The organism is Maricaulis sp. (assembly GCF_030149515.1).
GTDB lineage: Bacteria > Pseudomonadota > Alphaproteobacteria > Caulobacterales > Maricaulaceae > Maricaulis.
This window is the reverse complement of the sequence record NZ_JASBRI010000020.1, coordinates 148,916-172,856: the sequence shown is the minus strand read 5'-3', so window position 1 is coordinate 172,856 and position 23,941 is coordinate 148,916. Positions and strand designations below refer to the sequence as shown.

20 protein-coding genes are annotated in these 23,941 nt (G+C 67.3%); 19 read left to right on the top strand and 1 reads right to left on the bottom strand.

What is annotated here, in order from left to right:
- Positions 1 to 38: 38 nt before the first annotated feature.
- From Q1U94_RS08810 to Q1U94_RS08720, 19 genes are all read left to right on the top strand, one after another.
- Entirely contained in the window at positions 39 to 3,830 is a 3,792-nt protein-coding gene (locus Q1U94_RS08810; RefSeq protein ID WP_300543481.1) for a glycoside hydrolase/phage tail family protein, read from the top strand.
- Positions 3,831 to 3,904: 74 nt separating this feature from the next.
- Positions 3,905 to 4,810: a DnaJ C-terminal domain-containing protein gene (locus Q1U94_RS08805; protein ID WP_300543479.1), complete on the top strand. Its 906-nt coding sequence runs from the start codon at positions 3,905 to 3,907 to the stop codon at positions 4,808 to 4,810.
- A gap of 64 nt (positions 4,811 to 4,874) precedes the next feature.
- Complete coding sequence (locus Q1U94_RS08800) at positions 4,875 to 5,219, top strand: PepSY domain-containing protein (RefSeq protein WP_300543476.1); 345 nt, start codon at positions 4,875 to 4,877, stop codon at positions 5,217 to 5,219.
- Between the two features lie 9 nt (positions 5,220 to 5,228).
- Positions 5,229 to 5,906, top strand: coding sequence for a response regulator transcription factor (locus Q1U94_RS08795; protein ID WP_300543473.1), 678 nt, complete (start codon positions 5,229 to 5,231; stop codon positions 5,904 to 5,906).
- Complete coding sequence (locus tag Q1U94_RS08790) at positions 5,903 to 7,288, top strand: sensor histidine kinase (protein ID WP_300543471.1); 1,386 nt, start codon at positions 5,903 to 5,905, stop codon at positions 7,286 to 7,288. Before Q1U94_RS08795 ends, Q1U94_RS08790 begins: the two co-directional genes overlap by 4 nt.
- 114 nt (positions 7,289 to 7,402) lie before the next feature.
- On the top strand, positions 7,403 to 8,707 hold the full coding sequence (locus tag Q1U94_RS08785) for a hypothetical protein (protein WP_300543469.1): 1,305 nt from the start codon (positions 7,403 to 7,405) through the stop codon (positions 8,705 to 8,707).
- A gap of 58 nt (positions 8,708 to 8,765) precedes the next feature.
- A complete protein-coding gene (locus tag Q1U94_RS08780) occupies positions 8,766 to 9,425 on the top strand; it encodes a DUF938 domain-containing protein (protein ID WP_300543467.1) in 660 nt (219 codons plus the stop codon).
- Positions 9,425 to 9,874 carry a cytochrome c maturation protein CcmE gene (gene ccmE, locus Q1U94_RS08775; protein WP_300543465.1) on the top strand — a complete coding sequence of 150 codons (450 nt, stop codon included), beginning with the start codon at positions 9,425 to 9,427 and terminating at the stop codon, positions 9,872 to 9,874. The genes Q1U94_RS08780 and ccmE overlap by 1 nt, the downstream gene beginning before the upstream one ends.
- Before the next feature lie 65 nt (positions 9,875 to 9,939).
- Positions 9,940 to 11,184: an alpha/beta fold hydrolase gene (locus Q1U94_RS08770; protein WP_300543462.1), complete on the top strand. Its 1,245-nt coding sequence runs from the start codon at positions 9,940 to 9,942 to the stop codon at positions 11,182 to 11,184.
- 107 nt (positions 11,185 to 11,291) lie between these two features.
- Positions 11,292 to 12,797: a Do family serine endopeptidase gene (locus Q1U94_RS08765; protein ID WP_300543460.1), complete on the top strand. Its 1,506-nt coding sequence runs from the start codon at positions 11,292 to 11,294 to the stop codon at positions 12,795 to 12,797.
- Between the two features lie 11 nt (positions 12,798 to 12,808).
- The gene (locus tag Q1U94_RS08760) at positions 12,809 to 13,480 is read left to right on the top strand and encodes a response regulator transcription factor (RefSeq protein WP_300543456.1); all 672 of its coding nucleotides are present in this window, start codon (positions 12,809 to 12,811) and stop codon (positions 13,478 to 13,480) included.
- Positions 13,481 to 13,484: 4 nt separating this feature from the next.
- Positions 13,485 to 14,924 carry a HAMP domain-containing sensor histidine kinase gene (locus tag Q1U94_RS08755; RefSeq protein ID WP_300543453.1) on the top strand — a complete coding sequence of 480 codons (1,440 nt, stop codon included), beginning with the start codon at positions 13,485 to 13,487 and terminating at the stop codon, positions 14,922 to 14,924.
- Between the two features lie 40 nt (positions 14,925 to 14,964).
- Positions 14,965 to 15,387: a GSU2403 family nucleotidyltransferase fold protein gene (locus Q1U94_RS08750; protein ID WP_300543451.1), complete on the top strand. Its 423-nt coding sequence runs from the start codon at positions 14,965 to 14,967 to the stop codon at positions 15,385 to 15,387.
- Entirely contained in the window at positions 15,372 to 16,070 is a 699-nt protein-coding gene (locus Q1U94_RS08745; protein WP_300543449.1) for a GSU2403 family nucleotidyltransferase fold protein, read from the top strand. Before Q1U94_RS08750 ends, Q1U94_RS08745 begins: the two co-directional genes overlap by 16 nt.
- A complete protein-coding gene (locus Q1U94_RS08740; RefSeq protein WP_300543446.1) occupies positions 16,036 to 18,906 on the top strand; it encodes a bifunctional [glutamine synthetase] adenylyltransferase/[glutamine synthetase]-adenylyl-L-tyrosine phosphorylase in 2,871 nt (956 codons plus the stop codon). The genes Q1U94_RS08745 and Q1U94_RS08740 overlap by 35 nt, the downstream gene beginning before the upstream one ends.
- A gap of 71 nt (positions 18,907 to 18,977) precedes the next feature.
- A complete protein-coding gene (locus tag Q1U94_RS08735) occupies positions 18,978 to 19,523 on the top strand; it encodes a hypothetical protein (RefSeq protein WP_300543442.1) in 546 nt (181 codons plus the stop codon).
- A gap of 26 nt (positions 19,524 to 19,549) precedes the next feature.
- On the top strand, positions 19,550 to 20,182 hold the full coding sequence (locus tag Q1U94_RS08730) for an RNA polymerase sigma factor (RefSeq protein ID WP_300543439.1): 633 nt from the start codon (positions 19,550 to 19,552) through the stop codon (positions 20,180 to 20,182).
- A 4-nt stretch (positions 20,183 to 20,186) separates the two neighbouring features.
- The gene (locus Q1U94_RS08725; RefSeq protein ID WP_300543437.1) at positions 20,187 to 20,600 is read left to right on the top strand and encodes a hypothetical protein; all 414 of its coding nucleotides are present in this window, start codon (positions 20,187 to 20,189) and stop codon (positions 20,598 to 20,600) included.
- Positions 20,597 to 21,142 (top strand): periplasmic heavy metal sensor, encoded by a 546-nt coding sequence (locus Q1U94_RS08720; RefSeq protein WP_300543434.1) that lies wholly within the window; start codon positions 20,597 to 20,599, stop codon positions 21,140 to 21,142. Before Q1U94_RS08725 ends, Q1U94_RS08720 begins: the two co-directional genes overlap by 4 nt.
- A 2-nt stretch (positions 21,143 to 21,144) precedes the next feature.
- On the opposite strand, the gene Q1U94_RS08715 is transcribed toward Q1U94_RS08720, so the two are convergent.
- The gene (locus Q1U94_RS08715) at positions 21,145 to 23,913 is read right to left on the bottom strand and encodes a PAS domain-containing sensor histidine kinase (RefSeq protein ID WP_300543432.1); all 2,769 of its coding nucleotides are present in this window, start codon (positions 23,911 to 23,913) and stop codon (positions 21,145 to 21,147) included.
- Between the last annotated feature and the right edge of the window lie 28 nt (positions 23,914 to 23,941).

Genomic DNA, 23,941 nt, shown 5'->3' with positions numbered 1-23,941 from the left:
GGCTTCCGGGAAAAGCATGGGAAAGGGAGTTTTGCACGATGGCCCAACTCGTCATGACGGCCGGGCAGGCGGCGCTGTCCGGGCTGCAATCGTTGGCGCCGGCGCTGGCGAACATGGCGGCCGATGCGGCGGTCAATGCGCTTCTGGTGCCGGATCGAGACGGTCCGCGCCTGGCCGAACTGCCCGTTCAGACCTCGACCGACGGGGCGCCCATGGCGCGGGTCTGGGGGCGGGCCCGCATTGCGGGGCAGGTGATCTGGGCGTCGCGCTTTGCCGAGCATCGCAGCGAGACCGGAGGCGGCAAGGGTGGACCGTCGCAAAGCGAATACAGCTATTCCATCTCCTTTGCCGTCGGCCTGTGCGAGGGCGAGATTTCCGGGATCGGGCGGGTCTGGGCCAATGGCGCGCTGCTGGATATGTCGCGCTATCCGGTCAGGCTGCACAGCGGGGCGGCGGACCAGGCGCCCGATGCGCTGATCCAGGCCGTCGAGGGCGCCGATGCGCCGGGCTTTCGCGGCACCGCCTATGCGGTGATGGAGGACTGGCCGCTGGACGCGTTCGGTCACCGCATTCCCAATCTCTCCTTTGAAGTCTTCCGCCGCACCGCATCGGGCGGGCTGGAGCGGCAGGTACACGGGGTCAATCTCATCCCCGGTTCCGGCGAGTTTGCCTATGCCGTCGAACCGGTGATGCGCGAACTGGGTCCCGGCCGGGACCGCGCCGAGAATGTCAACAATTCCCGCGGCCTGCCCGATCTGGTCGCGGCTATCGACGATCTTGAGCGCGACCTGCCCGAATGCCGGTCGGTGCAGCTGGTCGTGGCCTGGTTCGGCAATGATCTGCGGTGCGGGACGTGTGAAATCCGGCCCGGTGTGGAGACGCGGGACAAGCTGACCCACCCGGCCCTCTGGTCGGTTGCCGGTGCGGACCGTACGGCCGCCTGGCTGGTCTCGGAGGACAAGGGGCGCCCGGTCTATGGCGGTACGCCGGACGATACCTCGGTGATCGCCGCGATCCGGCATCTGAAGGAGCGCGGCTTTTCGGTCTCGCTCTATCCTTTCATCCTGATGGATATTCCTGCCGGAAACGGATTGCCCGACCCCCATGGCGGTTCCGAACAGGCCGTTTTTCCCTGGCGCGGCCGTATCACCTGTCATCCCGCCCCCGGACAGCCGGGCACGGTGGATGAGAGCGCGGGCGCCGAGGTGCAGGTGGACGCCTTTTTCGGAACCGCGGCAGCCTCCGATTTCACGGTCTCCGGCGGCAGCGTGACCTATGCCGGTCCCGCCGAATGGGGGCTCAGGCGTTTCATCCTGCACTGTGCGGCGCTGGCCCGGGCGGCCGGCGGGGTGGACGGTTTTCTGATCGGTTCGGAAATGGTGGGGCTGACGACGGTGCGCGGGGCCGGCGGAACCTATCCTGCCGTCGATGCGCTGTGCGATCTGGCCGTCCAGGCGCGGGCTCTGCTGGGGCCGGCGGCCACGCTCTCCTATGCGGCGGACTGGACCGAATATTCCGGCCACCAGCCCGGCGGCGGGGCGAAGCTCTTCCATCTCGACCCGCTGTGGAGCCATCCGGCCATCGATGCCGTGGCCGTCGACTGGTATGTGCCGCTGTCGGACTGGCGCTCCGGGACCGAGCATCTCGATGCGGGCTCGGCGCCGGGCCCGCGCGACCGGGCCTATTTCGCCGGCCAGGTGGCGGGCGGGGAAGGCTATGACTGGTATTACGCCAGCCAGGCCGATCGCGACGCCCAGGTCCGCACGCCCATCACCGACGGGGCCCATGACGAAGCCTGGATCTGGCGCTTCAAGGATCTGAAAAACTGGTGGTCGAACGCGCACCACGACCGGCCCGGCGGGGTGCGGTCCGCGACGCCGACAGGATGGGTGCCGATGTCCAAACCCATCTGGCTGACGGAAGTGGGATGTCCCGCCGTCGACAAGGGCGCCAACCGGCCGAATGTCTTCGTCGATCCGAAGAGTTCCGAGAGCCATCTGCCCTGGTATTCGAACGGTGCGCGCGACGACCTGGTCCAGCGCCGCTATCTCGAAGCCCTGCTGGCCCATTGGGACCTGCCTGCCTTCAACCCGGTCTCGCCCCTCTATGGCGGGCCGATGATCGATCCGGCGGCGATCCATGTGTGGGCCTGGGATGCGCGCCCCTGGCCGGACTTTCCCGCCCGGGAAACCGTCTGGGCCGACGGGGCGAACTGGCGCCTGGGCCACTGGCTCAATGGCCGGGCCGGACAGGTGCCCGTGGCCGAGATCGTGGCCGATCTCGCCGGCGAGGGCGGACTGGTGGAGATCGAGACAGACGGGCTGGACGATCTTGTTTCGGGCTATCTCGTCGACCGGCCGATGAGTGCCCGCGCGGCCCTGGAGCCGCTGGCCGCGGTGCTGGGGATGGATGTGCTCCCGCGCGCTGACCGGGTCGAGTTCCGCTCGGCCGGCTCGCCGGAGGCGGTGATTCATCTTCCCGATGCCGCGCTGACCGGCGAGACCGCCCCCGGCCGGCGCGATCCGGCCCCGGCCGAGCTGCCGCGGGATGTGCGATTGAGCTTTTATGACGATACGTCCGGTTACCGCCCCGGCCACGCCGCGGCGCTCGAGACCTTCGGCACGGTCTCGACCCTGGCACTCAGCGCGCCGGTCGTGGCCGGCCCGGATCTGGCCCGGCGCTGGTGCGCGGCCGCACTGGCCGATGCCGGCCTCACCGCGCCGGTTCTGGAAACGGGCCTGCCGCCCTCCGCACTGGCGGCGGAACCCGGTGACGGTCTCCTGGTGGAGGGTGTGACCTGGTCGCTGCGCGCACGCTCCGGCGCTGCCGCCGGCCCGTGCCATGCCCGGCCCCCGGCCCGCCGCGAGGCGGCGGTCAGCGGCGGGATTGCAGGCGTGGGCGGCGACGGACCCGCGGCACCCTCGCGCCCGGTCTTCGCCATGCTGGATCTTCCCGTCATCGACGATGCCGAACGCGACGGCCCGCTGATCGCGGCGGCGGCCGAGCCCTGGCCCGGCGGGGTGGATATCCATGCCGGCGGCGAGCGGCGGTTGCGGATCGGCCGTCCGGCCCTGTTTGGGGTGGTCGCCGGGGACCTGGCAGCGGGCCCGCGCGGATACTGGGACCGGGCAGCCACCCTCGAGATCGAACTGGACCGCGGCTCCCTGTCCAGTGCCACACCCATGGCCGTGCTCAACGGGGCCAATCGTCTGGCAGTGGAACAGGGGGGCGGCGATTGGGAAATCCTCGCCTTTGCCGAAGCCGAGCTCGTCGCGCCGGGCCGCTATCGCCTGCACACGCTGCTGCGCGGCCTGTTCGGATCCCGGGCCGGAGATGTGACGGCGGGTGCGCGGATCGTGCGGCTGGACGGGGCGCCGCAGACCTATCCGCTGGCCTCCCGCGAGATCGGTGAGGATGTCGAGCTGACGGCCGTGCCGGCCGGACTGCCGGCCACGCACTCCCGGGCCCGTACGCGTGTGGCCGTGCCCCGCCAGCGCGATCTGACACCTCTCGCACCGGTGCATGTGACGGTGCAGGCGCAGGCGGACGGGATTGTGCTGGGCTGGACCCGCTGCACGCGCGTGGGCGGGGATGACTGGCATGCGCCCGACGTGCCGCTGGGCGAGGCGCAGGAGCGCTATCGCGTGCGCCTGATGGCGGGCGAGACCGTGATGTACGAAACCGAGACTGCCCAGAGCGCGCTGGCGCTGTCTACGGACGATCTGACGGCGATCTTCGGGGACGTGCCCGATACCCTGGATGCCGCCATCGCCCAGATTTCCGCCCGCGTGGGGGCGGGGCGGGAAGCCCGGCATGTCCTGGCCCTGTGAGCCGGGCTTTGCGAACCGGGGCGAACCCGCTTACATGAAAGGCGAGTTGACCGTATCGGACCGGTACCCATCGCATGGACGATCCCTACAAGACGCTGGGCGTTGCCAAGACCGCTTCCGCGGAGGAAATCCGCAAAGCCTATCGCAAGCTGGCGAAGGAGCTGCATCCCGACGCCAATCCGGGCGACAAGCAGGCCGAGGAGCGGTTCAAGCAGGTCTCCCAGGCTTTCAAACTGTTGTCCGACCCGGAAAAGCGTGCCGAATACGATGCCGCGGCGCGGGCCGGGTTTGCCGGAATGGGCATGGGCGGAGCCGGCGCGGCGGGCGGGCGCAAGCCGTTCAATTTCCGTCAGGGCCGTCATCGCGGCGGCGGATTCGACGATTTCGGCGACATCTTTTCCGACCTGTTCACCGATTTCAACGCGCAGTCCCGCCAGCCGCCGCCGCGCAAGGGGGCGGATATACGCTATTCGCTGACCGTGGACTTCATGCAGGCCGCCGGGGGCGGAAAACACCGCATCGTTCTGCCCGGCGGGCGCAAGCTGGAAGTGGCCGTGCCTCCCGGCGCGGCCGATGGCCAGGTGTTGCGCCTGCGCGGCCAGGGCGAACCTTCGGCGACAGGCGGCCCGGCGGGCGATGCCTATATCGAAATCAAGGTCGCCGAGCACAAATACTTCTCCCGCGAGGGCGACAATGTACGCCTGGAACTGCCCATCTCCGTCAAGGAAGCGGCGCTGGGGGCCAAGGTGCGCGTGCCCACGATCGACGGTCCGGTCGACCTGCAGGTGCCGCCGGGCTCGTCCTCGGGCACGCTGCTGCGCCTGCGTGGCCGGGGATTTGCTGGGGCGAAGGGCAAGCGGGGCGACCAGATCGTGCGTTTGATGGTGACCCTGCCGGCGAGCGACAGGGCGCTGCAGGACTTCCTGGAGACCTGGAGCCCGCCCAAGGGCTACGACCCGCGCAAGGGCATGCGGTCGTGACCTGAACGATTTGGTAGTAACCTGTTCAGCGCGGGTTCAGGGGGTGTCCGCGAGAGTGAGTGCCATGTTGAGACATCTGGTCATAATTGCTGCAGCCGTCTGTGCCTTCGCGGTTCCCGCCGCGGCGCAGTCATTCGGCAAGCCGGGCGATGGCGCGATGCAGAATCGCGATCCCCGCGACCGGTACACCGCCGGCGAGGCGCGCGATGCGCGCCGCCAGGGCGATGTGGTGCCTGCGTTGCGGGTGATCAGTGCCGTGCGCCAGCGCTATCCCGGTGCCGACGTGCTCGATGCCGAGCTCGAGGGCGGGGCCGCGCCGCGCTATGTCATCAAGATCCTGACGCGCGACGGCCGCCGGGTGGATGTGGTTGCCGATGCCCGGACCGGGCAGATACTCTACGAACGCTAGGGGAACACGATGCGCGCTCTTGTCGTTGAAGACGATCCTGATCTGAATCGCCAGCTGGGCCGGGCCCTGGAGGATGCCGGCTATGCCGTGGATGCGGCGCTGGACGGCGAGGACGGGCATTTCCTCGGCGATACCGAGCCCTACGACGTCGTGGTGCTGGACCTCGGCCTGCCCAAGCTGGACGGGGTGACGGTGCTGGAACGCTGGCGCCAGGAGGGCCGGGATTTCCCGGTGCTGATCCTGACGGCGCGCGACCGCTGGTCGGAAAAGGTGGCAGGTTTCGATGCCGGCGCCGACGACTATCTCACCAAGCCTTTCCATACCGAGGAATTGCTGGCCCGCCTGCGCGCGCTCACCCGCCGCGCCGCCGGCCACACCACGTCGACCATCGAATGCGGCGACCTGTCGATCGATACCCGCGGTGCCCGCGTCTTCATCGACGGCGCGCCCGTGAAGGTGACCTCGCACGAGTTCCGCATGCTGTCCTATCTGGCTCATCACCAGGACCGCGTGATCTCGCGCACCGAACTGGTCGAGCATATCTACGACCAGGATTTCGACCGCGACAGCAACACGATCGAGGTCTTTGTCGGCCGCCTGCGCAAGAAGATCGGCAATGACCGGATCGAGACCGTGCGCGGTCTGGGCTACAGGCTGGTCGATCCGGAAGCCCGACCGGTGTCGTGACGCAGCGCCGGTCCTCCCTGGCCTTTCGACTGTTCGCCGGGGCTGCCGCCTGGGCGCTCGTCCTGCTGCTGCTCGGCGCCATCGCCCTGACCACGCTCTACCAGCGATCGGTCCTGCGCACGCTGGACCAGCGCCTGACCAGTGTCGTCGAAGCGCTGGTGGCGGCGGCCGAGACCGACCCCGCCGGCGATGTGGCGCTGGCGCGCCGTCCCACCGATCCGGTCTATGACCGTGTCTTCTCGGGCCGGTACTGGCAGATTCTCGACGATGACGGCGATGCGGACGGCGGCGAGGTGCTGGCCGTTTCGCGTTCGCTGTGGGACGAGGTCCTGATACCGGCTGACGGCATGGTCGAACGGATCCGGGCGGCACCGGGCACGGTCTATACGGCCGATGCCAAGGGACCCTCGGGCGAGCCGCTGCGTATGAGCGGCCAGGCGGTCCGCCTGTCGGGCCGGGCGGAACCGATCCTTGTCATGGCGGCGGAAGACCGGCGCCCGGCCGATCGCGAAGTGCGCAATTTCGCCATTACCTCTGGCCTGATGTTTCTGGGATTTGCCACGGCCATCGCCGCCGGCGTCTTCTTCCAGGTCCGCATCGGCCTGGCGCCGGTCCTGCGCATGCGCGACAGCGTGGCCGATGTGCGCGAAGGCCATGCCGAACGCGTGGACGGGCAGTTTCCCGCCGAGCTGCAACCGCTTGCCGACGAACTCAATGCCATGCTCGATCATTCCCGCGAACTCGTGGAGCGCTCGCGCACCCATGTCGGCAATCTGGCGCACGCACTGAAGACGCCGATCGCGGTGCTGCGCAACGAGGCGCACACGTCCGACGGGCCGCTGGCCGAAATGGTCGAACGTCAGACCGGGCTGATGACCAGCCAGGTCGAGCATCATTTGCGGCGAGCCCGCGCGGCGGCGCATGCCAAGGCGCTGGGAGCCCGTACCGAGGTGGCGCCGACGATCCGCGATCTGGCGCGGACGCTGGGCAAGATCAATGCGGCCAAGGGGCTGGCCATTACGGCCGATGCGCCGGAGGATCTGGGGTTCAAGGGCGAACGCCAGGATCTCGAGGAAATGGTCGGAAATCTGATGGACAATGCCTGCAAGTGGGCACGCTCCCGGGTGCGCGTGACAGCACAAAGGTCGAGCGAACGGGAACTGGCCATCCTGATCGAGGATGACGGTCCCGGGCTGGACGAGAGCGAGTGCGAGGCGGCCCTGCAGCGCGGCGTGCGCCTGGACGAGCAGGCGCCGGGGTCCGGCCTCGGCCTGGCCATCGTCGGAGATCTGGCACGGGCCTATGACGGCGCTCTGACCCTGTCGAGATCAGAACTTGGCGGATTGTCGGCCCGTATTGGACTACCAGCCACAGCTCGATAAATTGTCCTTAACCTAACCGGGTGAATAGTCGTGGTGGGCAAGTAGCTGTGTAGAAAACAGATGGTTCAACTTTCGCCTTCCCAAAAGGCCAAGCTCGAAGCGCTGTGGCGATCGATGCCCGCTGAAAAGCGGGCAGCGCTACATGCGACGGCGAAGGCCGGGAAGGACGACAGTCCGGCAGCGGGCCAGTTGTTCGACATCATTACCCAGCTGGAGGATCTGGTTCGCGGTCCGGCGGGCGAGCTGGCGAAGCCCTATGTGCTCTCGCCCCTGCGGCCGCTGGTCGGCGATCCCGATACAGTACCGCCATCGCGGTTCCGCTTTACGCCGGAAGACTTGTCCAAGATCTGGGGCTGGCTGGCCCGGCACCTCGCCAAGGACATGGTCGAGCGTGCCAAGAAGTGTACCAAACCCGAGAGCGATCCCGTCTGGTTCGATTTCCGCCGCGAGGCAGGCGAGGCGCTGAACAATGCCATTCACGCCGCCGAACGTGTGCCCAAGGACATGACCGCGCTGATGAAACGCTTCGGTCCCGAAGGCAAGACGATGCTGGTGGATGCGGCGGCGCTGCTGACCCATTCCGAGGAAATCGCGGTCGCGATGAAGCAACTGCCCGACCGGATCGAGGAGTTTGACCCGGACCTCGTCTTTATGGTCCAGGAACTGCACGAAGGCCTGCTGGAAGAACGGCCCGAGGCCGCGCTCTGGGTTTTGCTGCTGACGATGGGCCGGCTGGTCTATCCTTGGCAGATATTCCGAGTTGTCGCCAAGATCGGCAATCGCGAAGACGATCTGGTGGTCTCCAAGACGGATCTCGCGGCCGTCGGCGATGCCGTTCTGGCCGATACCGGCTTTTTCGCGGCCAAGCTGAAACAACCGCCGCAAACCCTGGACGAGGCGAAGGCGTGTTACGAGCTGTTCCACAATTTCGTTGTCTATTCGACGGGCATGACCAGCGAGTTCGGTATTCGCAAGGCTGGCCGCTGGGGGCAGGTCCTGTTCTCCCTGCGCGCCGAAGCGTCCAGTAATGTCGAGAAAATTCTCAACAAGATCCCCCTGGCGCTGGACAGTGGCCTGCCGGAACCGCGGCGCGGCCGTTCGGGCCGCATCATTCCGGCGCAACTGCCCAGCGAGCAGGCTATCGACCGGATCGAGGGCCTGCTCTTCTTCCTCAACGGGTGCCGGGAACATGTGAATGCCGCAGCGATCGGCACGGCCCACAAGCGCAATGCCGATCTGGCAGAAAAGCGCATGCAGGAGGCCGGCGACCTGCTGGTCGACCTGGTGGCGTCCAGCGAAGGACAGAACCGCACCGCGGCCCAGGACGGTCTGGAAATCACCGCGAGATTGCTCGATGTGGCCGGACGTGACGACCTGGCCAATCTGCTGCGCCGGCGCGGACTGGCGGCCGCGGCATAGCGTCCCGGCTTGCGCTTGCGGCTTGCCTCGCGCGCGCCGCGCTCTTAATTCGGCCCGCATGACCCGTTCATCCGATACATCCCCCGTCGCGCTCGAAGACCGCGTTTCCAGGGAGGACCGGCTGTTCTCGCCCAGCACGGCGCGGAACCGCGAACCGATCGCCGGTATTCTCGGCGCGGTATTGCCTGAACATGCGCGGGTTCTGGAGATCGGCTCGGGCACGGGCGAACATGCCGTCACGCTGTGTCAGGCGCGTCCGGATATCGCCTGGCAGCCGAGCGATCCCGACGAAACCTCACGCCGCAGCCAGGCAGCCTGGGCCGCCGAGGCGGACGGGCGCATAGCGCCGCCCCTGGCACTGGACCTTCTCCAGGCCGACTGGGACAGGGACCTTGCCCCGGTGGACGCCATCGTCTGCATCAATGTCATCCATATCTCGCCCTGGCGCGTCGCCGGGAATCTGGTGGCGGGTGCCGGGCGTCTGCTCGGTCCCGGCCGGCCTGTTTTTCTCTATGGCCCCTACAGGGAAGGGGAGAAGACCGCGCCGTCCAATCTCGATTTCGACCGGTCCCTGAAGTCTCGCAATCCGGATTGGGGCGTGCGCGAGCTCGATGACGTCGTTGCGCTGTTCGAAAGCAGGGGTTTTGCCCTCGAGCGCCGCGCCGGCATGCCGGCCAACAACCTCTCGCTTGTCTTCGTGAAACAGGAGACCGCCTGATGCGCCACCGCAATCGCCGACTGGCCACTGTGGCCGCCGCCGGCGCCGTGCTGATTGCCGCGGTCGCACTGGGGCTGACCGCCATGCGCGGAGCCATCGTCTATTTCTATTCGCCGAGCGAGATCGCCGCCGATCATCCCGGTTTCGAGGACCGGGTCCGTGTGGGCGGTCTGGTGCGCGAGGGCAGTGTCGGCGAGACCGAAGCGGGCGAGGTGGCGTTCATCGTCACCGACGGCGCAGCCGATGTCGGTGTGCGCTATGCCGGCATCCTGCCGGACCTGTTCCGCGAGGGGCAGGGCGTCATCGTGCAGGGCCGTTTCGCCGAGACCGGAACGCTCGTCGCCGAGACCGTCCTTGCCAAGCATGACGAGACCTACATGCCGCCGGAAGTTGCCGAGGCCCTGCGCGAGGCAGGGGTATGGCAGGGCGAGGACACAGGCGGCGAATAGGCCGCCCGTCTTGCGGCCGGCGCCGGAACCGCTACCTCTTGCTCCGGACAGATGGAGCAAAAACCATGGCAAAGACCGAACGCGTTGAGTTTCCCGGGGCCGGCGGCGATCGGCTCGCCGCCCGGTTGGAAAAACCGGCCGGAAAGCCGAGGGCCTTTGCCCTGTTTGCCCATTGCTTCTCCTGTTCCAAGGATATTTACGCGGCGAGCCGGATCGCCCGCAGGCTGGCGGAGCGGGGTTTTGCCGTCCTGCGTTTCGATTTTACCGGGCTGGGCCAGTCCGAGGGTGATTTCGCCAACACGAATTTCTCCTCCAACATCGCCGACCTGGTTGCGGCCGGCGAATATCTGGCGGCCGAGCATGAGGCGCCGGCCCTGCTGGTGGGGCACAGCCTGGGCGGTGCGGCCGCGATCGTGGCGGCCGCGCATTTGCCCTCGGTCGAGGCCGTCGCTACGCTGGGCGCACCGTCCGATGCCGAACATGTGACACGGCAGTTCGCCGCCGATCTCAGCCGGATCCAAGAGACCGGCGAGGCCGAGGTCAGCTTGGCCGGGCGGCATTTCACCATCCGCAAGCAGTTTCTGGACGATATCGCCGGGCACAATGTGGAAGAGGCCGCGGCCGCGCTGAAACGGCCGCTTCTGATCGCCCATTCGCCCGTGGACGGCACCGTCGGTATCGAGAATGCCAGCCGGCTTTTCCTGGCCGCCAGGCATCCCAAGAGTTTCGTCAGCCTGGACAAGGCCGACCACCTCCTCTCCGACAAGACGGACACCGCCTATATCGGCGATGTCATTGCCGCCTGGGGCGCCCGTTATGTCGCGCCCGAAACCGGTGCCGCGACGCCGCGGCCGGCCGCCGGCGAGGGCGTGGTCGTGCAGGAGACGGGGGGCGGGCGCTATGAAAACAGCGTCGGCATTGGCCCGCACGCCTATCTGGCGGACGAGCCGGAATCCGTCGGCGGCGGCGATGCCGGGCCGTCTCCCTACCAGTATCTCTCGGCCGCGCTGGGCGCCTGCACGTCGATGACGCTGCGCATGTATGCCGGGCGCAAGGCCTGGCCGCTCGACCGGGTCACCGTCACCCTGCATCACGAAAAAGGTCATGCGGAGGATTGCGCCGATTGCCTTGAAGGCGAGGAGCGCAAGGTCGACATCATAGAAAGACGGGTCGCCATCGAGGGCGATCTTGACGAGGAGCAGCGCGCGCGATTGCTGGAAATCGCCGACAAATGTCCGGTGCACCGGACGCTCAACAGCCCTGTGGTGATCCGGACCCGCCTTGAGGACAAGGTCTCCGCGGAAACATGACGGGTAGCTTACGGTATGTAATGTTATTGTAATGTTCAAGAAACGCGGCCGATAACCGGTGCGCGAGAGAGTGTCCCCAGTTCGCAATGAAAAAGGTCGATAGTTCCATGATTTCGGTAGATCGTATGCGCCGCCTCGGCGGTGTCTCGCTCCTGGCCCTGTCCACCCTGGCCGCGATCGCGCTGGCCGGCCCGATGCACGGTTCAGCCTACGCCCAGGACACGGAAGTCCGTCCGCCCTTTGCGGCCGCCGTGCCCAACGGGGCGCCGATGTCGTTTGCCGACCTGATCGAAGGCGTCAGCCCGGCCGTGGTGACGATCCAGGCGCGCGGCAGCGTCGAGAATGCCGGGCTCGGCCCGGATATGGAGAACCTTCCCCCCCAGTTCCGCGAATGGCTGGAACGCCAGTTCGGCGGTCAGCCCAGCCAGCCGCGACCGCGCCAGTCGCTGGGCTCGGGCTTCTTCATTTCCGCCGAGGGTCATATCGTCACCAATCACCATGTCGTGCGCGATGCCGAGGAGATCACGATCGGCCTCAGCGATGGCACCGAATACGATGCCCGCATCATCGGTTCGGACGAACAAACCGATCTGGCGCTGCTGAAGATCGATACCGATACCGACTTTCCCTATGTGACGCTGGAGGAGGATCCGCACTATCGCGTGGGCGACTGGGTGGTTGCCGTGGGCAATCCGTTCGGCCTGGGCGGTACGGCGACCGCCGGCATCATCTCCGCCATCGGCCGGCCGATCGGCACGGCCACATACAATGATTTCATCCAGGTCGATGCGCCGATCAACCGCGGCAATTCCGGCGGTCCGACCTTCGATCTTTCCGGCAATGTGATCGGCGTGAATTCGCAGATCTTTTCGCCGACCGGCGGCAATGTGGGCATCGGCTTCGCAATTCCCTCCGACGTGGCGGCCCGTATCGTCGCCGACCTCATGGAAGACGGCCGCGTGGCGCGCGGCTGGCTGGGCGTGTCGATCCAGAACGTGACCGAGGACATTGCCGGCGCGCTGGGCCTGGACGAGCCGCGCGGCGCGATCGTCAGCTCCATCGTTGCCGGCGGTCCGGCCGACGAGGCCGGGTTCGAGCGCGAGGATATCGTGCTGGAAGTGAATGGCGAGGAAGTCGAGGGGTCGCGCGACCTGACCCGCCGTATCGGCGATCTGCAGGCGGGCGAACGCGTCCGCTTCCTGATCGTGCGTGACGGCGGGGAGCGCACATTGCGTGTCACCCTGGGCGACCGGCCCAGCGAGGACGAGCTGAATTCCATGACCGCGGCCGGCCAGGCCGAGGCCGAAGCGTCCTATTTCGGCATGCGCCTGGTGCCGCTGAGCGATGAGGATCGCGAGCTGCGCAATATCGACAGCGGAACGCCCGGCCTGGTCGTCGACAATCTCGATCGCGACAGCGAGGCGGCCCGCAAGGGGCTGGCTACGGGCGATGTGATACTGGAGGCCGGCGGCCGGGCGGTGGCGACGCCGGAAGCCTTCCGTGCCGCAGTCGACAATGCCCGCGAGGACGGCCGCAGCGCCATCCTGCTTCTCGTCGAGACCCGCGGCGGCCAGCGCTATGTCGCGCTGCAGCTCGACGAAGACGAGGAATAGGAGAGACACGGGTGCGCATTCTGATTGTCGAAGACGACCGCGAGGCGGCCAGCTACATCCGCAAGGGGCTTCGCGAGAGCGGCCATGTGGCCGACCACGCCGCCGATGGCGAGGAAGGTCTGGAAATGGCCCGTGCGGCGGAATACGACGTGCTGGTGGTCGACCGCATGATGCCCCGCATGGACGGGCTGACCATGGTCGAGACCCTGCGCAAGGACGAGGACCGCACGCCGGTCCTCATCCTCTCCGCGCTCGGCGAGGTGGACGACCGCGTGAAGGGGCTCAAGGCCGGCGGCGACGACTATCTGGTCAAGCCCTATGCCTTCGCCGAACTGCTCGCCCGGGTCGAGGCCCTGGCCCGCCGGCGCGATCCGGAGACGGTGCGCACCAAGCTCGTCGTGGGCGATCTGGAGATGGATCTGCTGGCCCGCACCGTGGTGCGCGACGGCGAAGAGATCCTGCTGCAGCCGCGCGAATTCCGCCTCCTGGAATTCCTGATGAAGCATTCCGGCCAGGTGGTCACACGCACCATGCTGCTGGAGAAGGTCTGGGACTATCACTTCGATCCCCAGACCAATGTGATCGACGTGCATATCTCGCGTCTGCGCTCGAAGATCGACAAACCCTTCCCGCGGGCGCTGCTGCACACGGTGCGCGGAGCCGGCTACCGCCTCCAGGCCTGATCGCGTGGAGCGTCGCCGCGCCGCCTTCCTCAGGACGACAGCCTTCCGGCAGACCCTCCTGTCGGCGGCGCTGTTCGCCCTGTCGAGCTTCGTCATCCTGGGCTTCGTGTACGCGGCATCGGCCGGCATGATGCTGCGCCGGGCGGATGCGGCCGTGAATGCCGAGGTGGAGGTGCTCGAGGAGCGTTTCCAGCTGGGCGGCATCGCCAGCCTCAACCGGTATATCCTGCAGCGCACGGTCGGCGGCGGGGCGGACTATCTCTATGTGCTCGTCCATCCGTCCGGCCGATCGATGTCGGGCAATCTCACGGGGCTGCCCTCCGGCGTCCAGCCGGACGAGGAAGGGCGCATCCAGTTTGTCTATCAGCGTCCGCCCGTGGGCGACGAAGCCGGCGAGGACGGCAAGGACGACCGCACGGCGCGCGGCCGGATCGTCGGCCTGCCCTCGGGCTACCGGTTGTTCGTGGGGCTGGACGTGCACGAGGAAACACGCCTCGTGGCGCGCATGCTCAACACCATCCTGGCGGCCTCGGCACTGGCGCTGGCGCTGGGCGTGGCGGCGGGGATTTTCGTCAGCCGGCGTTTCGTGCGGCGTCTCGACCGGATCAACAGTGTTGCGCGCCGGGTTCGCGCCGGCGACCTGCAGCCGCGCGCGCCGCGCAATTATACCGGCGACGAGCTGGACGAGCTGTCCGAGAATTTCAACAACATGCTGGACCGGGTCGAAGCGCTGATGCACCGCATGCGCCATACCGGCGACAGCATCGCCCATGATCTGCGTACGCCGCTGACCCGCATGCGCAACCGGCTCGACGAGGCGTTGCGCGAGGGCGGCGATCTGGACGCGCGCGAACAGGCGCTGGAACGCGCGGTGGCCGATACCGACGAGTTGCTGGGCATTTTCAACGCCATTCTTTCGCTCTCGCGTCTGGAAGCGGGCGAGAGCCGGACGTCGATCGTGCGCCTCGATCCCGCCGAGATCGCCAACGACCTGGCCGAGCTCTACGAGCCGGTCTGCGAGGATGACGGCCTGGCCTTCGACAGCGAGATCCAGACCGGCCTCGTCATGCTGGGCGATCGCGGCCTGCTCTCCCAGGCGCTGGCGAATGTGCTCGACAATGCCGTGAAATACACCCCGCCGGGCGGCGCAGTAACGCTGCGTCTGCGCGAAACCGGCGACGGGCGGATCGAGTTCTCCGTCACCGACACAGGGCCCGGCATTCCCGATGCCGACCGCGACCGTGTCACCCAGCGCTTCGTCCGCCTCGACAATTCGCGTACCAAGCCGGGCTCGGGGCTCGGCCTGTCCCTGGTCCAGGCCATCGCCGATGTCCACAATGGCCGCTTCGAACTGGGCGAAGGCCCCGGCGTTGTCGAGGGCGGGCACGGCCCGGGCCTGCGGGCATCCCTGAGCTTCCCGAGAGCGCCCGCCGAGCCCGGTTAGGGGTGTGTGCTACAAGAGAGTATTTTGTAGCACATGATCCATGACCGAACCTTATCCGCTCTCCCTGCAGACCGCGTATCAGGAACTCCTGGAAGCGCACCTCACCCGTCGTGTGCTGGATATCGGAGGCGCTCCTGAGCTGCGCAAACGAGGCGGAAAGGGGTATTGGTATGCAAAATTCCGTATCGGAACAAAGGTCACGCACAAATACATAGGTCCGGATTCGCCGGAAACGCGAAAACGGATCGAACGGGCACAGACAGAGCGAGAAAACGCCAAGTCCTTCGACAAGCGTTGTGGTGCCTGGGTCTCCCAGCTGCGTACCGCAGGTCTGCCGACTGTGGATCAATCCACGGGCAAGCTCCTCAACGCCTTGGCGAAGTCGGGCGTATTCCGGCTCGGCGGAACATTGGTCGGGACACACGCGTTCCGCCTTTACACGGCAGAATGGGTCGATGGGTGACGGGCCGGGCCATCGCGATGACGGAGGATGTCGATATCGCGACGTTCGAACGCCTGGCAATGGTGATACAGGATGAGGCCAGCCCCGCCCTGCCGGACGCCCTGAAACTTCTTGGCCTCGAGCCCGTGCCGGGCCTCAAACCGGCCGAAGGTGGCGCGCGCTGGCGCATGAAAGGCGGGGGAGCATCGCTCGACTTTCTGACACCGTCCGTCGACGAGGCGGAAAGCGTCCGGCCGCTCCCGGCGCTCGGCGTGACCGCACAGAGCCTGCACTTCCTCAACTATCTGATTGCCGATCCGATACCGGCGGTCGCTCTTTATCGCAACGGCGTGCTTGTCAAGGTGCCCCAGCCTGCGCGGTTTGCCATCCACAAGCTTATTGTCGCGCAACGCCGGTCCGGGCCGAACCGGAACAAGGCGCGCAAGGACATCGCCCAGGCCAAGGCGCTGATCGAAGTCCTGGTCGACGACCGGCCTGGAGATCTGGCGCGGGCCTATGACGAGGCAGTCGAGCGCGGGCCGAAATGGCGATCGGCGCTGGATGCTTCGGTGCGGCGGCACGCTGACCTTGCCGCCTGGATCGGTGAGATTTCGAGATCGCAACACGACAGGCTTCACCACGAGGCCGGATCGGGCCAGTTTGCCGGACATGACCGACACGCCGATCCTTCATGCCGGACTTGAACCCCTGCCGGGACGTGATCCCGAACGCTGCGGGCACATCCTGGACGCGCTGCCGGCAGAGACCCGGGCAGCCGTGACGCCCGTCCGCACCTTTCTTGGATCTGTTTTCGATGCGGCTCCCTACATTGCCCGGCTGGCGCAGCGGCGCCCGGCGACACTGGCAGCCTGTGCCACGGAGTGGCCGGAACATCTGATCGGCCATGCGATCGACAATGCCCGCATCGCCGGCGAGGCGGCGCCGGATGTGGCGGCGCTGGACCGGGCATTGCGCGACGCCAAGGCCGATGCCCATCTTGTGATTGCCCTGGCCGACCTGGCCGGCGCCTGGAGCGTGGAACAGGTCACCGGGGCGATGACGCGCTTTGCCGATGCCGCAGTGGCGGCAGCCCTGACCGGGCATGTCCGCTTTCTGGCAGATCGGGAGCGGGCCTTCCCGCCGGCCGGCAGCGCCAACCCCCTGCCGGGCCTGTTCATACTGGCCCTTGGGAAGATGGGCACCGGCGATCTCAACTATTCCTCCGATATCGATCTGGTGGTGTTCTACGATCCCGATGCGCTGGTGCTGCCGGAGAGCGAAGAGCCGCGCAAACGCCTGCCGCGCCTGGTCCAGGCCGTGGCTAAGACGCTGCAGGACGTCACCGAGGCCGGTTATGTCTTCCGCGTCGATCTGCGCCTGCGTCCCGATCCCGGTGCGACGCCGGTGGTGATCTCCACGGAGGCAGGGCTGAACTATTACGAAAGCCTGGGCCAGACCTGGGAGCGCGCGGCCTGGATCAAGGCGCGCGCCTGTGCCGGTGACTTCGCCGCTGCGGACACCTTTCTCAGGCACCTGCAGCCCTTCATCTGGCGGCGTTCGCTCGATTTCGCCGCCGTCGACGATATTCGCGGCCTGGCGCGCCAGATCCAGACCGTGGGGCGGCGCGCGGAAATCCGGCCGGCCGGGCATGACCTCAAACTGGGCCGGGGCGGTATCCGCGAGATCGAATTCTACGCCCAGATCCCCCAGCTGGTCTTCGGCGGGCGCGACGAGAGCGTGCGTCTGCCGGCGACCCTGGATGCGCTGACGGCCCTGGCCGAGGCGGACATTGTGGACCGCGATGTCGTGGCCGCTCTCAGCGCCGATTACCGCCGACTTCGGGCCTGGGAGCATCGCGTACAGATGCGCCAGGACGAAGCCAGCCAGACCCTGCCGGAGGGTGGCGCGGAGCGCGCCGCGATCGCCGCGATGGCCGGCTTTGCCGATCTGGCGGAGTTTGAAAGTGCGGTCGAAGCCTGCCTGCGCCGGGTGCACGGGCATTTCTCCGACCAGTTCGAGGGCGACGAACCTCTCGCCTCCGAGGCCGGTTCGCTGATCCTCACCGGGGTCGAGCCTACGCCGGATACGCTGAAGACGCTGGAAACCCTGGGCTTTGCCGACCCCGAAGCGGTGTGGAAGCGGCTCAATGCCTGGGCGGCCGGCCGTGTGCGCGCCGTGCGCTCCACCCGCGCGCGTGCCCTGTTTGCGCGTATCGCACCGCGCCTCGTCGACCGCATGGCCGCCACCGGCGAGCCGGATGCGGCACTGGTCCGGTTCGCGGCCTTTTTCGAGAACCTGCCCATGGGGGTGCAACCGCTTTCGCTGCTCTCCAACGAGCCGGGCCTGGCGGACGATCTCATCTCCATCCTCACCCTGGCGCCGCGCATGGCGGCGGATCTGGCGCGCCGGCCCAATCTTCTGGACGCCATGCTGGACCGGCGCTTTTCGGTGCCGCTGGCCGAGGATCCGCCCGGCGCGTTTGCACGGATGATGAAGGAGGCCATGGTTCGCGCCGACGGCTATGAGGCCGCGCTCAACGCCGCCCGCCGGCTGGTGCGCGAGGAACGCTTCCGTATCGGGGCGCAGATTCTGCGCGGGGGGGCCGATGCCGACACTGCCGGAATGGCCTTCTCCTCGATGGCGGAGATTGCACTGCATGCCATGGCCGAGGCGGCGCAGGCGGAAACCGAACGCCGCTTCGGTGCCATGCCGGGGCGTTTCGTCGTGCTGGGCATGGGCAAGCTGGGCGGGCGGGAGCTCGCCTCGGACAGCGATCTGGACATCATGATCGTCTATGAGGGCGATACCGGCGCCCAGGCCTGGTTCGGCCGCTTCGCCCAGCGCCTGATCAGCGCCCTGTCGGCGCCGACCGAGGAAGGCGAGCTGTTCGCCGTCGACATGCAGCTGCGCCCGTCCGGCAAGGCCGGCCCGGTGGCGGTGAATGTCACGCGGTTCGAAAGCTATTATCCCGGGGAGGCCTGGACCTGGGAGATGATGGCGCTGACACGGGCGCGCATCGTGGTCGGCGATGACGCACTGTCGCCCCGCGTCGAGGCGGCGATCCGCGCTGCCCTGGAGGAGCCGCGCGACAGCCGTGGAGTGCGCGAGGATGCGCTGGCCATGCGCCGGCGCCTGGAGGAGGCCAAGCCTGCGCGCGGGCCCTGGGACCTCAAGGCACGGGCCGGCGGAATCCAGGACGTCGAATTCATCGCCCAGACACTGCAGCTGATCCACGCCGCCCGGCGCAATGTGGTGCGCGCCTCGACCCGCGACGCCATCGCCGCGCTGGCCGAAGCCGGCGCACTCAATGCCCGCGATGCCAGCCTGCTGTCGCAGACATTGGGGCTCTATCTGGGCCTGTTGCAATTGCTGCGCAGTGCGCACGGGTCCGGCTTCGATCCGCAGAGCGCCAGTGCGGGCTTTGCCGAGCGCCTGGCGGGATTGGCCGGCGATGCGTCGCTGGACAGTCTGGAAAGGGATCTGGAGCAGCGATGCGCGGCCGTACGGCAGGCTTTCCGGCGGCTTGTCGGAAAGCTGTAGAGGCGGCGACGGAAAGTCCGGCCTGCCGCGTTGAAGGGTCAGCGAGGTGGTCAAAGACAAGGATTTTCCTGATGAAACACTCCAAGCTGATCGTTCTTCTCGCCGGGTCCACACTGATGCTGGCCGGCACCGTGGCCGAGGCCCAGTCCTTCGGCGGCGGCCGCGGCGGTCATCACGGCGCGCACAGGGGCGGAGCCGGGCATGCTCTGATGATGCTCCGCGCTGCCGACGCGAACGGCGACAATTCCATCACCCGGGCTGAAGTCGACGCCCTGCAGGCGGAGATGTTCGACTGGATGGACCGCAATGGTGACGGATTCCTGGATGAGGCCGACCAGTCGCCCATGCGGGCCCGCCTGCGGGCCATTCATGCCGAAGACGGCGAGGATGGCGAAGGCCGGCGCTGGCGCCGTCATCGCGGTGGCCCGGACGGTGGACGGGATCACATGCGCGCCGACGCCAACGAGGACGGCCGCATTTCGCGTGCCGAATTCCTGGGGCGCGAGAACCGCATCTTCGACCGGCTCGACAGTGACGAGAGCGGTGTGGTGACGCCGGAGGAGCTGGACGCAGCCGCCGAGCGGCGTCAGGATCGCCGTTTCTGGTGGCGCGACTGAGCCTCGCAATGTTCGACGGACGCGGTATGGACGCTGACAGACCGGCCGAATCCCGCCGCGTGCGCGAACCCCCGGAGGCGCCGTCCGACGATGTGCTGATGTCCCGGATCGCCGGCGGCGACCGGGGCGCAGCCCGGATTCTGATGGCACGCAACCTGCCGCGCATTCTCGGCCTTGCGCGGCGCACGCTGGGCGACGAGACCGAGGCCGAGGATGTGGCGCAGGAGACCTTCATCCGGGTGTGGAAGGCGGCGCCGCGCTGGCGTTCCGGGGAGGCGCGGGTCTCGACCTGGATGTGCCGGATCGCGATCAATCTGTGCTACGACCGGCTGCGCAAGCGCCGGGACGTCCTGACCGGGACCCTGCCCGAACGCGCCGACGAGGCGCCGGATCAGGAAGCGGCGATGAGCCGGGCCGAAACCGGCGACAGGATTGTCGATGCCATGGCGAAACTGCCGGAGCGGCAGCGGCAGGCCATCGAACTGGTTCACTTCCAGGAGATGAGCAATATCGCCGCCGCCGAGTTGATGCAGGTTTCGGTCGAGGCAATGGAATCCCTGCTGGCCCGTGGCCGGCGCAAACTGAAGGCCCTCTTGCTCGGGGATGCCCCCGATCTGATGGCCAGCTTTACGGGGCCGGATATGGCCAACACGGTGTAACGCAATGACGCAAGAGCGCTTTTTTCAGATCCTGGAGGCCTATGGCGCCGATCCGGCGCGCTGGCCGGACGATGAACGTGCGGCGGCGGAAGCCTTTGCGCAATCCCATCGGGACCAGGTGGCGGCCGCGCTGCGCGAAGCCGCGGCACTGGATGCCTGTCTGGTTGGCGCAGCGGCCGAGCCGTCCGATCTGCTGGAGCGGCGCATCCTGAAGGCGTTCCCGGCAGGGCCGGTGCGGCCGGAAGCGCCGCGCTGGCAGATTCCGGCAGCCGCGGCGGCTGCGCTCGTCCTGGGAGCGTTTATCGGTTTTGCCAGCGGGGCGCTGACGGCGAGCGATCCGGTGGAGGATACGCTGCTGGCGGACGCGGTTTACGGGTTCGACCAGGACTGGGTCGACTGGCTGGGAGACGACGTGTGAAACCTTCGACACCCTGGATTATCGCACTTTTGGCCTCGGTCCTGATCAACGGGGTGCTGGCGGGTTTCGTCCTGCATCGCACGGCCGACGGGCCCGACTGGCGGCCGCATCACGAGGACGGGCCCGGCAGCCACCGGCACCGGCGCGGCGGGCGCGGTTTCGAGATGCGGGAATTCGTGTTTGCGCTGCCCGAGGATGCCCGCCGCGAGGTACGCGAGCGTCTGCGCGCCAATATGGACGAGGTTCGCGGCCTGTTCCGCGAGAGCCGCGCGGCCCGCGAGGAGCTGGAAACCCTTCTGACGGCGCAAACCGTGGATCGCGAAGCGGTCGCTCATGCGCTGCAGCGCATGCGGGACGCGCGGACGCAATTGGAAAACGGCATGGAAGCCGTGGTGCTCGACATCCTTGTGGAACTCGATGCGGATACGCGTGCGGCGGCGCTGGAAGCACTTCATGGCGATCGGGGCCCGCGTTTTCGCCGGCACAGACCGCCACCCGTTGAAGGGCCGGGTCTCGAAGAGGGCCGGCCCGAGCCGCGCTGAGCCTATTTGCCTGCCGCCATCCGGGGATCGCCGCTGACGAATTCGTCATCGGCTTCGAAACCGATATCGTCCAGCCCGTCATTGAGCAGGCGTTCGATCCGCGCCCGGTCCGCGTCGGCGGGGTGATCGTCGGCCTCGTAGTGTGCGATCAGGGCTGCGTCGATTTCGTCGCCCGCGTCCGGCGCGGCCTCGACGAGTTCGACATCGGCGATGTCTTCGCCGGCTTCCACACGGGCCAGGGCATCCTTGTCGATGGGCTGGTCCTGGCTGATCGGGATAACCACGGTCACGGTCGTGCCTTCGCCCAGAACGGAATCGATGCTCAGTGTGCCGCCATGCAGCTCCACCAGGGATTTCGACAGGGCCAGGCCAAGGCCGGAGCCCTGATGGCTCTTTGAATGCTGGCTTTCGATCTGCTCGAAGGGCCGGCCGAGGCGCGGCAGGTCTTCCTTGGCAATGCCGATCCCCGTGTCGGAGATCTGGAAGGCGACACCCAGGCCGGACAGGAAGCCGCGTACATTCACCCGTCCGCCTTCCGGCGTGAATTTCACCGCATTGGATGCCAGATTGATCATCACCTGCTTGAAGGCGCGCGGATCGACGTCGAGTTCGGGCAGGTCCGAGACGTCGGCACGCAGCTGAAGGCGTTTTTCCTCGGCCCGGCCGCGCACGATGCGCAGGCATTGCTCGATGAGTTCCTCGGCGTCTGTCGGCTCCAGCTGAAGCTGCATCTTGCCGGCCTCGATCTTGGACATGTCGAGAATGTCGTTGATCAGTTCGAGCAGGTGCTGGCCGGATGTGAGGATGTCCTTCATGTAGCCGGTATAGCGCTCGTCGCCCAAGGGACCGAACATCTCCTTGAGCATGATCTCGGAGAAGCCGTTGATGGCGTTCAGCGGGGTGCGCAATTCGTGGCTCATATTGGCCAGGAATTCCGACTTGGACCGGTTGGCCTCCTCGGCGCGGATCTTCTCCGCTTCGTATTTGCGGGCCAGATCGGCGATGCGGGCCTGGGAGCGTTTCACGTCCTCGACCGTCTTGCGCAATTGCGCCTGGTTCTCGGTGAGGGCGGCCTCGTGATGCTTGAGATCGGTGATGTCGGCGCCGACCGAGACCAGGCCGCCATCGGCGGTCGGGCGGTCGGAATAGTGCAGCCAGCGCCCGTCGGCGAGCTCGATCTCGTAGGCCTGCTTGTTTCCGTCGCCGCCGTGAACCGTCTTGATCGCACGCGCCGCGGCGTGCTCGACGGCGTCATAGCTCATGCCGGGCTTGAGCATGCCGTCGGCGAAATCGAACAGGTCGCGGAATTTGCGGTTCCACAGGACAAGCCGGCGCCGGCTGTCCCAAAGCACGAAACTCTCGGACATGGATTCCAGCGCCGCGCGCAGGCGGGATTCCGCGGCGGCGACGCGGGCCTGGGCGCCCTTGCGCTCTGTGATGTCGATGGCGACACCGACGATCCGGTCCGGCGTGTCGCCGCTGCCGGCCGAAACGATGCGGCCGCGCATCTGCAGCCATACCGCGGCATGGGCGGCGAGCACTTCCAGATCCACCTCGCCGCCGGTGGGGGCCCCGTGCATGGAGGCGCGCAGGCGTTCGCGGTCGGGTTTGGAAAACAGCCGCAGGAATTCCTGGCCGGAACACTCGATCGCGCCTTCCAGGCCGAGCATGCGGGCGAGACTGTCGGTGACGAAGACGCTGTCCGCGTCCGGGTTCCAGTCCCAGACACCGCAGCGCGCGCCCTCGATGGCGACGCGGAAGCGCTGTTCATTGTCTTCCAGCTGCTGGCGTGTCGACCGCAGCCGGCCCATCTGCATGAAGATCAGGGCGGACAGGCCCATGGCGACAAAGATCGGCGCGATGAACATCAGCCCGTAGAAGGACATCGTCCTGTACCAGGCATTCTGATTGATACGCATGGCGCCGAGGGCATAGACCCGCAGTTCGGTACCGCCGATGGGGGCAACGGCGAAGGTGACGCGTTCCTCGCCGAAACGGGCATCCGAGGTCGCGCCGCCCCCGCCATTGGCAAGGCGTTCGACCAGACCGGGCTCCAGTCCGAAGCGCTCTGCCAGCGGGGTGCCGGGCCGCGCACTGCGCATCTGCGGGCGGATCGCCAGCATACCGCCATCGCGGTCGGCCAAAGCCACGACGCGATCGTCGCCCCAGTCGGGCAGGACGCTGTCGGCGCCCAGCCGGGCCACGAACGCACCCACGGTTCCGTCGGACAATTGTGCCGGTACGGCAAGAATGAGGTGGGCCGGTTCGTCATCGACGATTTCGGCCGCCAGGCCGGACGGTGAATCGAGCGCTTCGCCGGCCCGTTCGCGCAGCCCTCCGCCGAGCTCGGCCGCGGAAATCGTACGGCCGTCGGGCAGTAGCAAGGCGACATCTTCGACGATCTCGGACTCCCCGATTGCCGTCATCCGGGCACGGGCGGCGGACACGATGTCCTCCATTGGCGTGTCGCGCAGGTCGGCACTGGCAAAGGAGAGCGCATAGCGGGCCTCGGCCATGCGGGCGGTCACGCGTTCGGCGAGATAACCCGCGGCATTGGCCTGGGAACGTTCCGCCTCGGTGATCAGGATTTCGCGCTCCTGCTGGATCTTCACCAGCAGGATGCCGCCATAGGCGAGGGTGAACAGGATCATGGCCAGCACGATCCAGACTGCGCCCGTGCCCTTGCCCACCTTTTTGCGGCCGCGCGACACTGCCCCTTTGGACGAAGGGCGTGCCGCCCTGTCCGAGGACGGGCGCTTATCGGGCCGCATATGATTCATCGCACCAAACTAGGGTGTG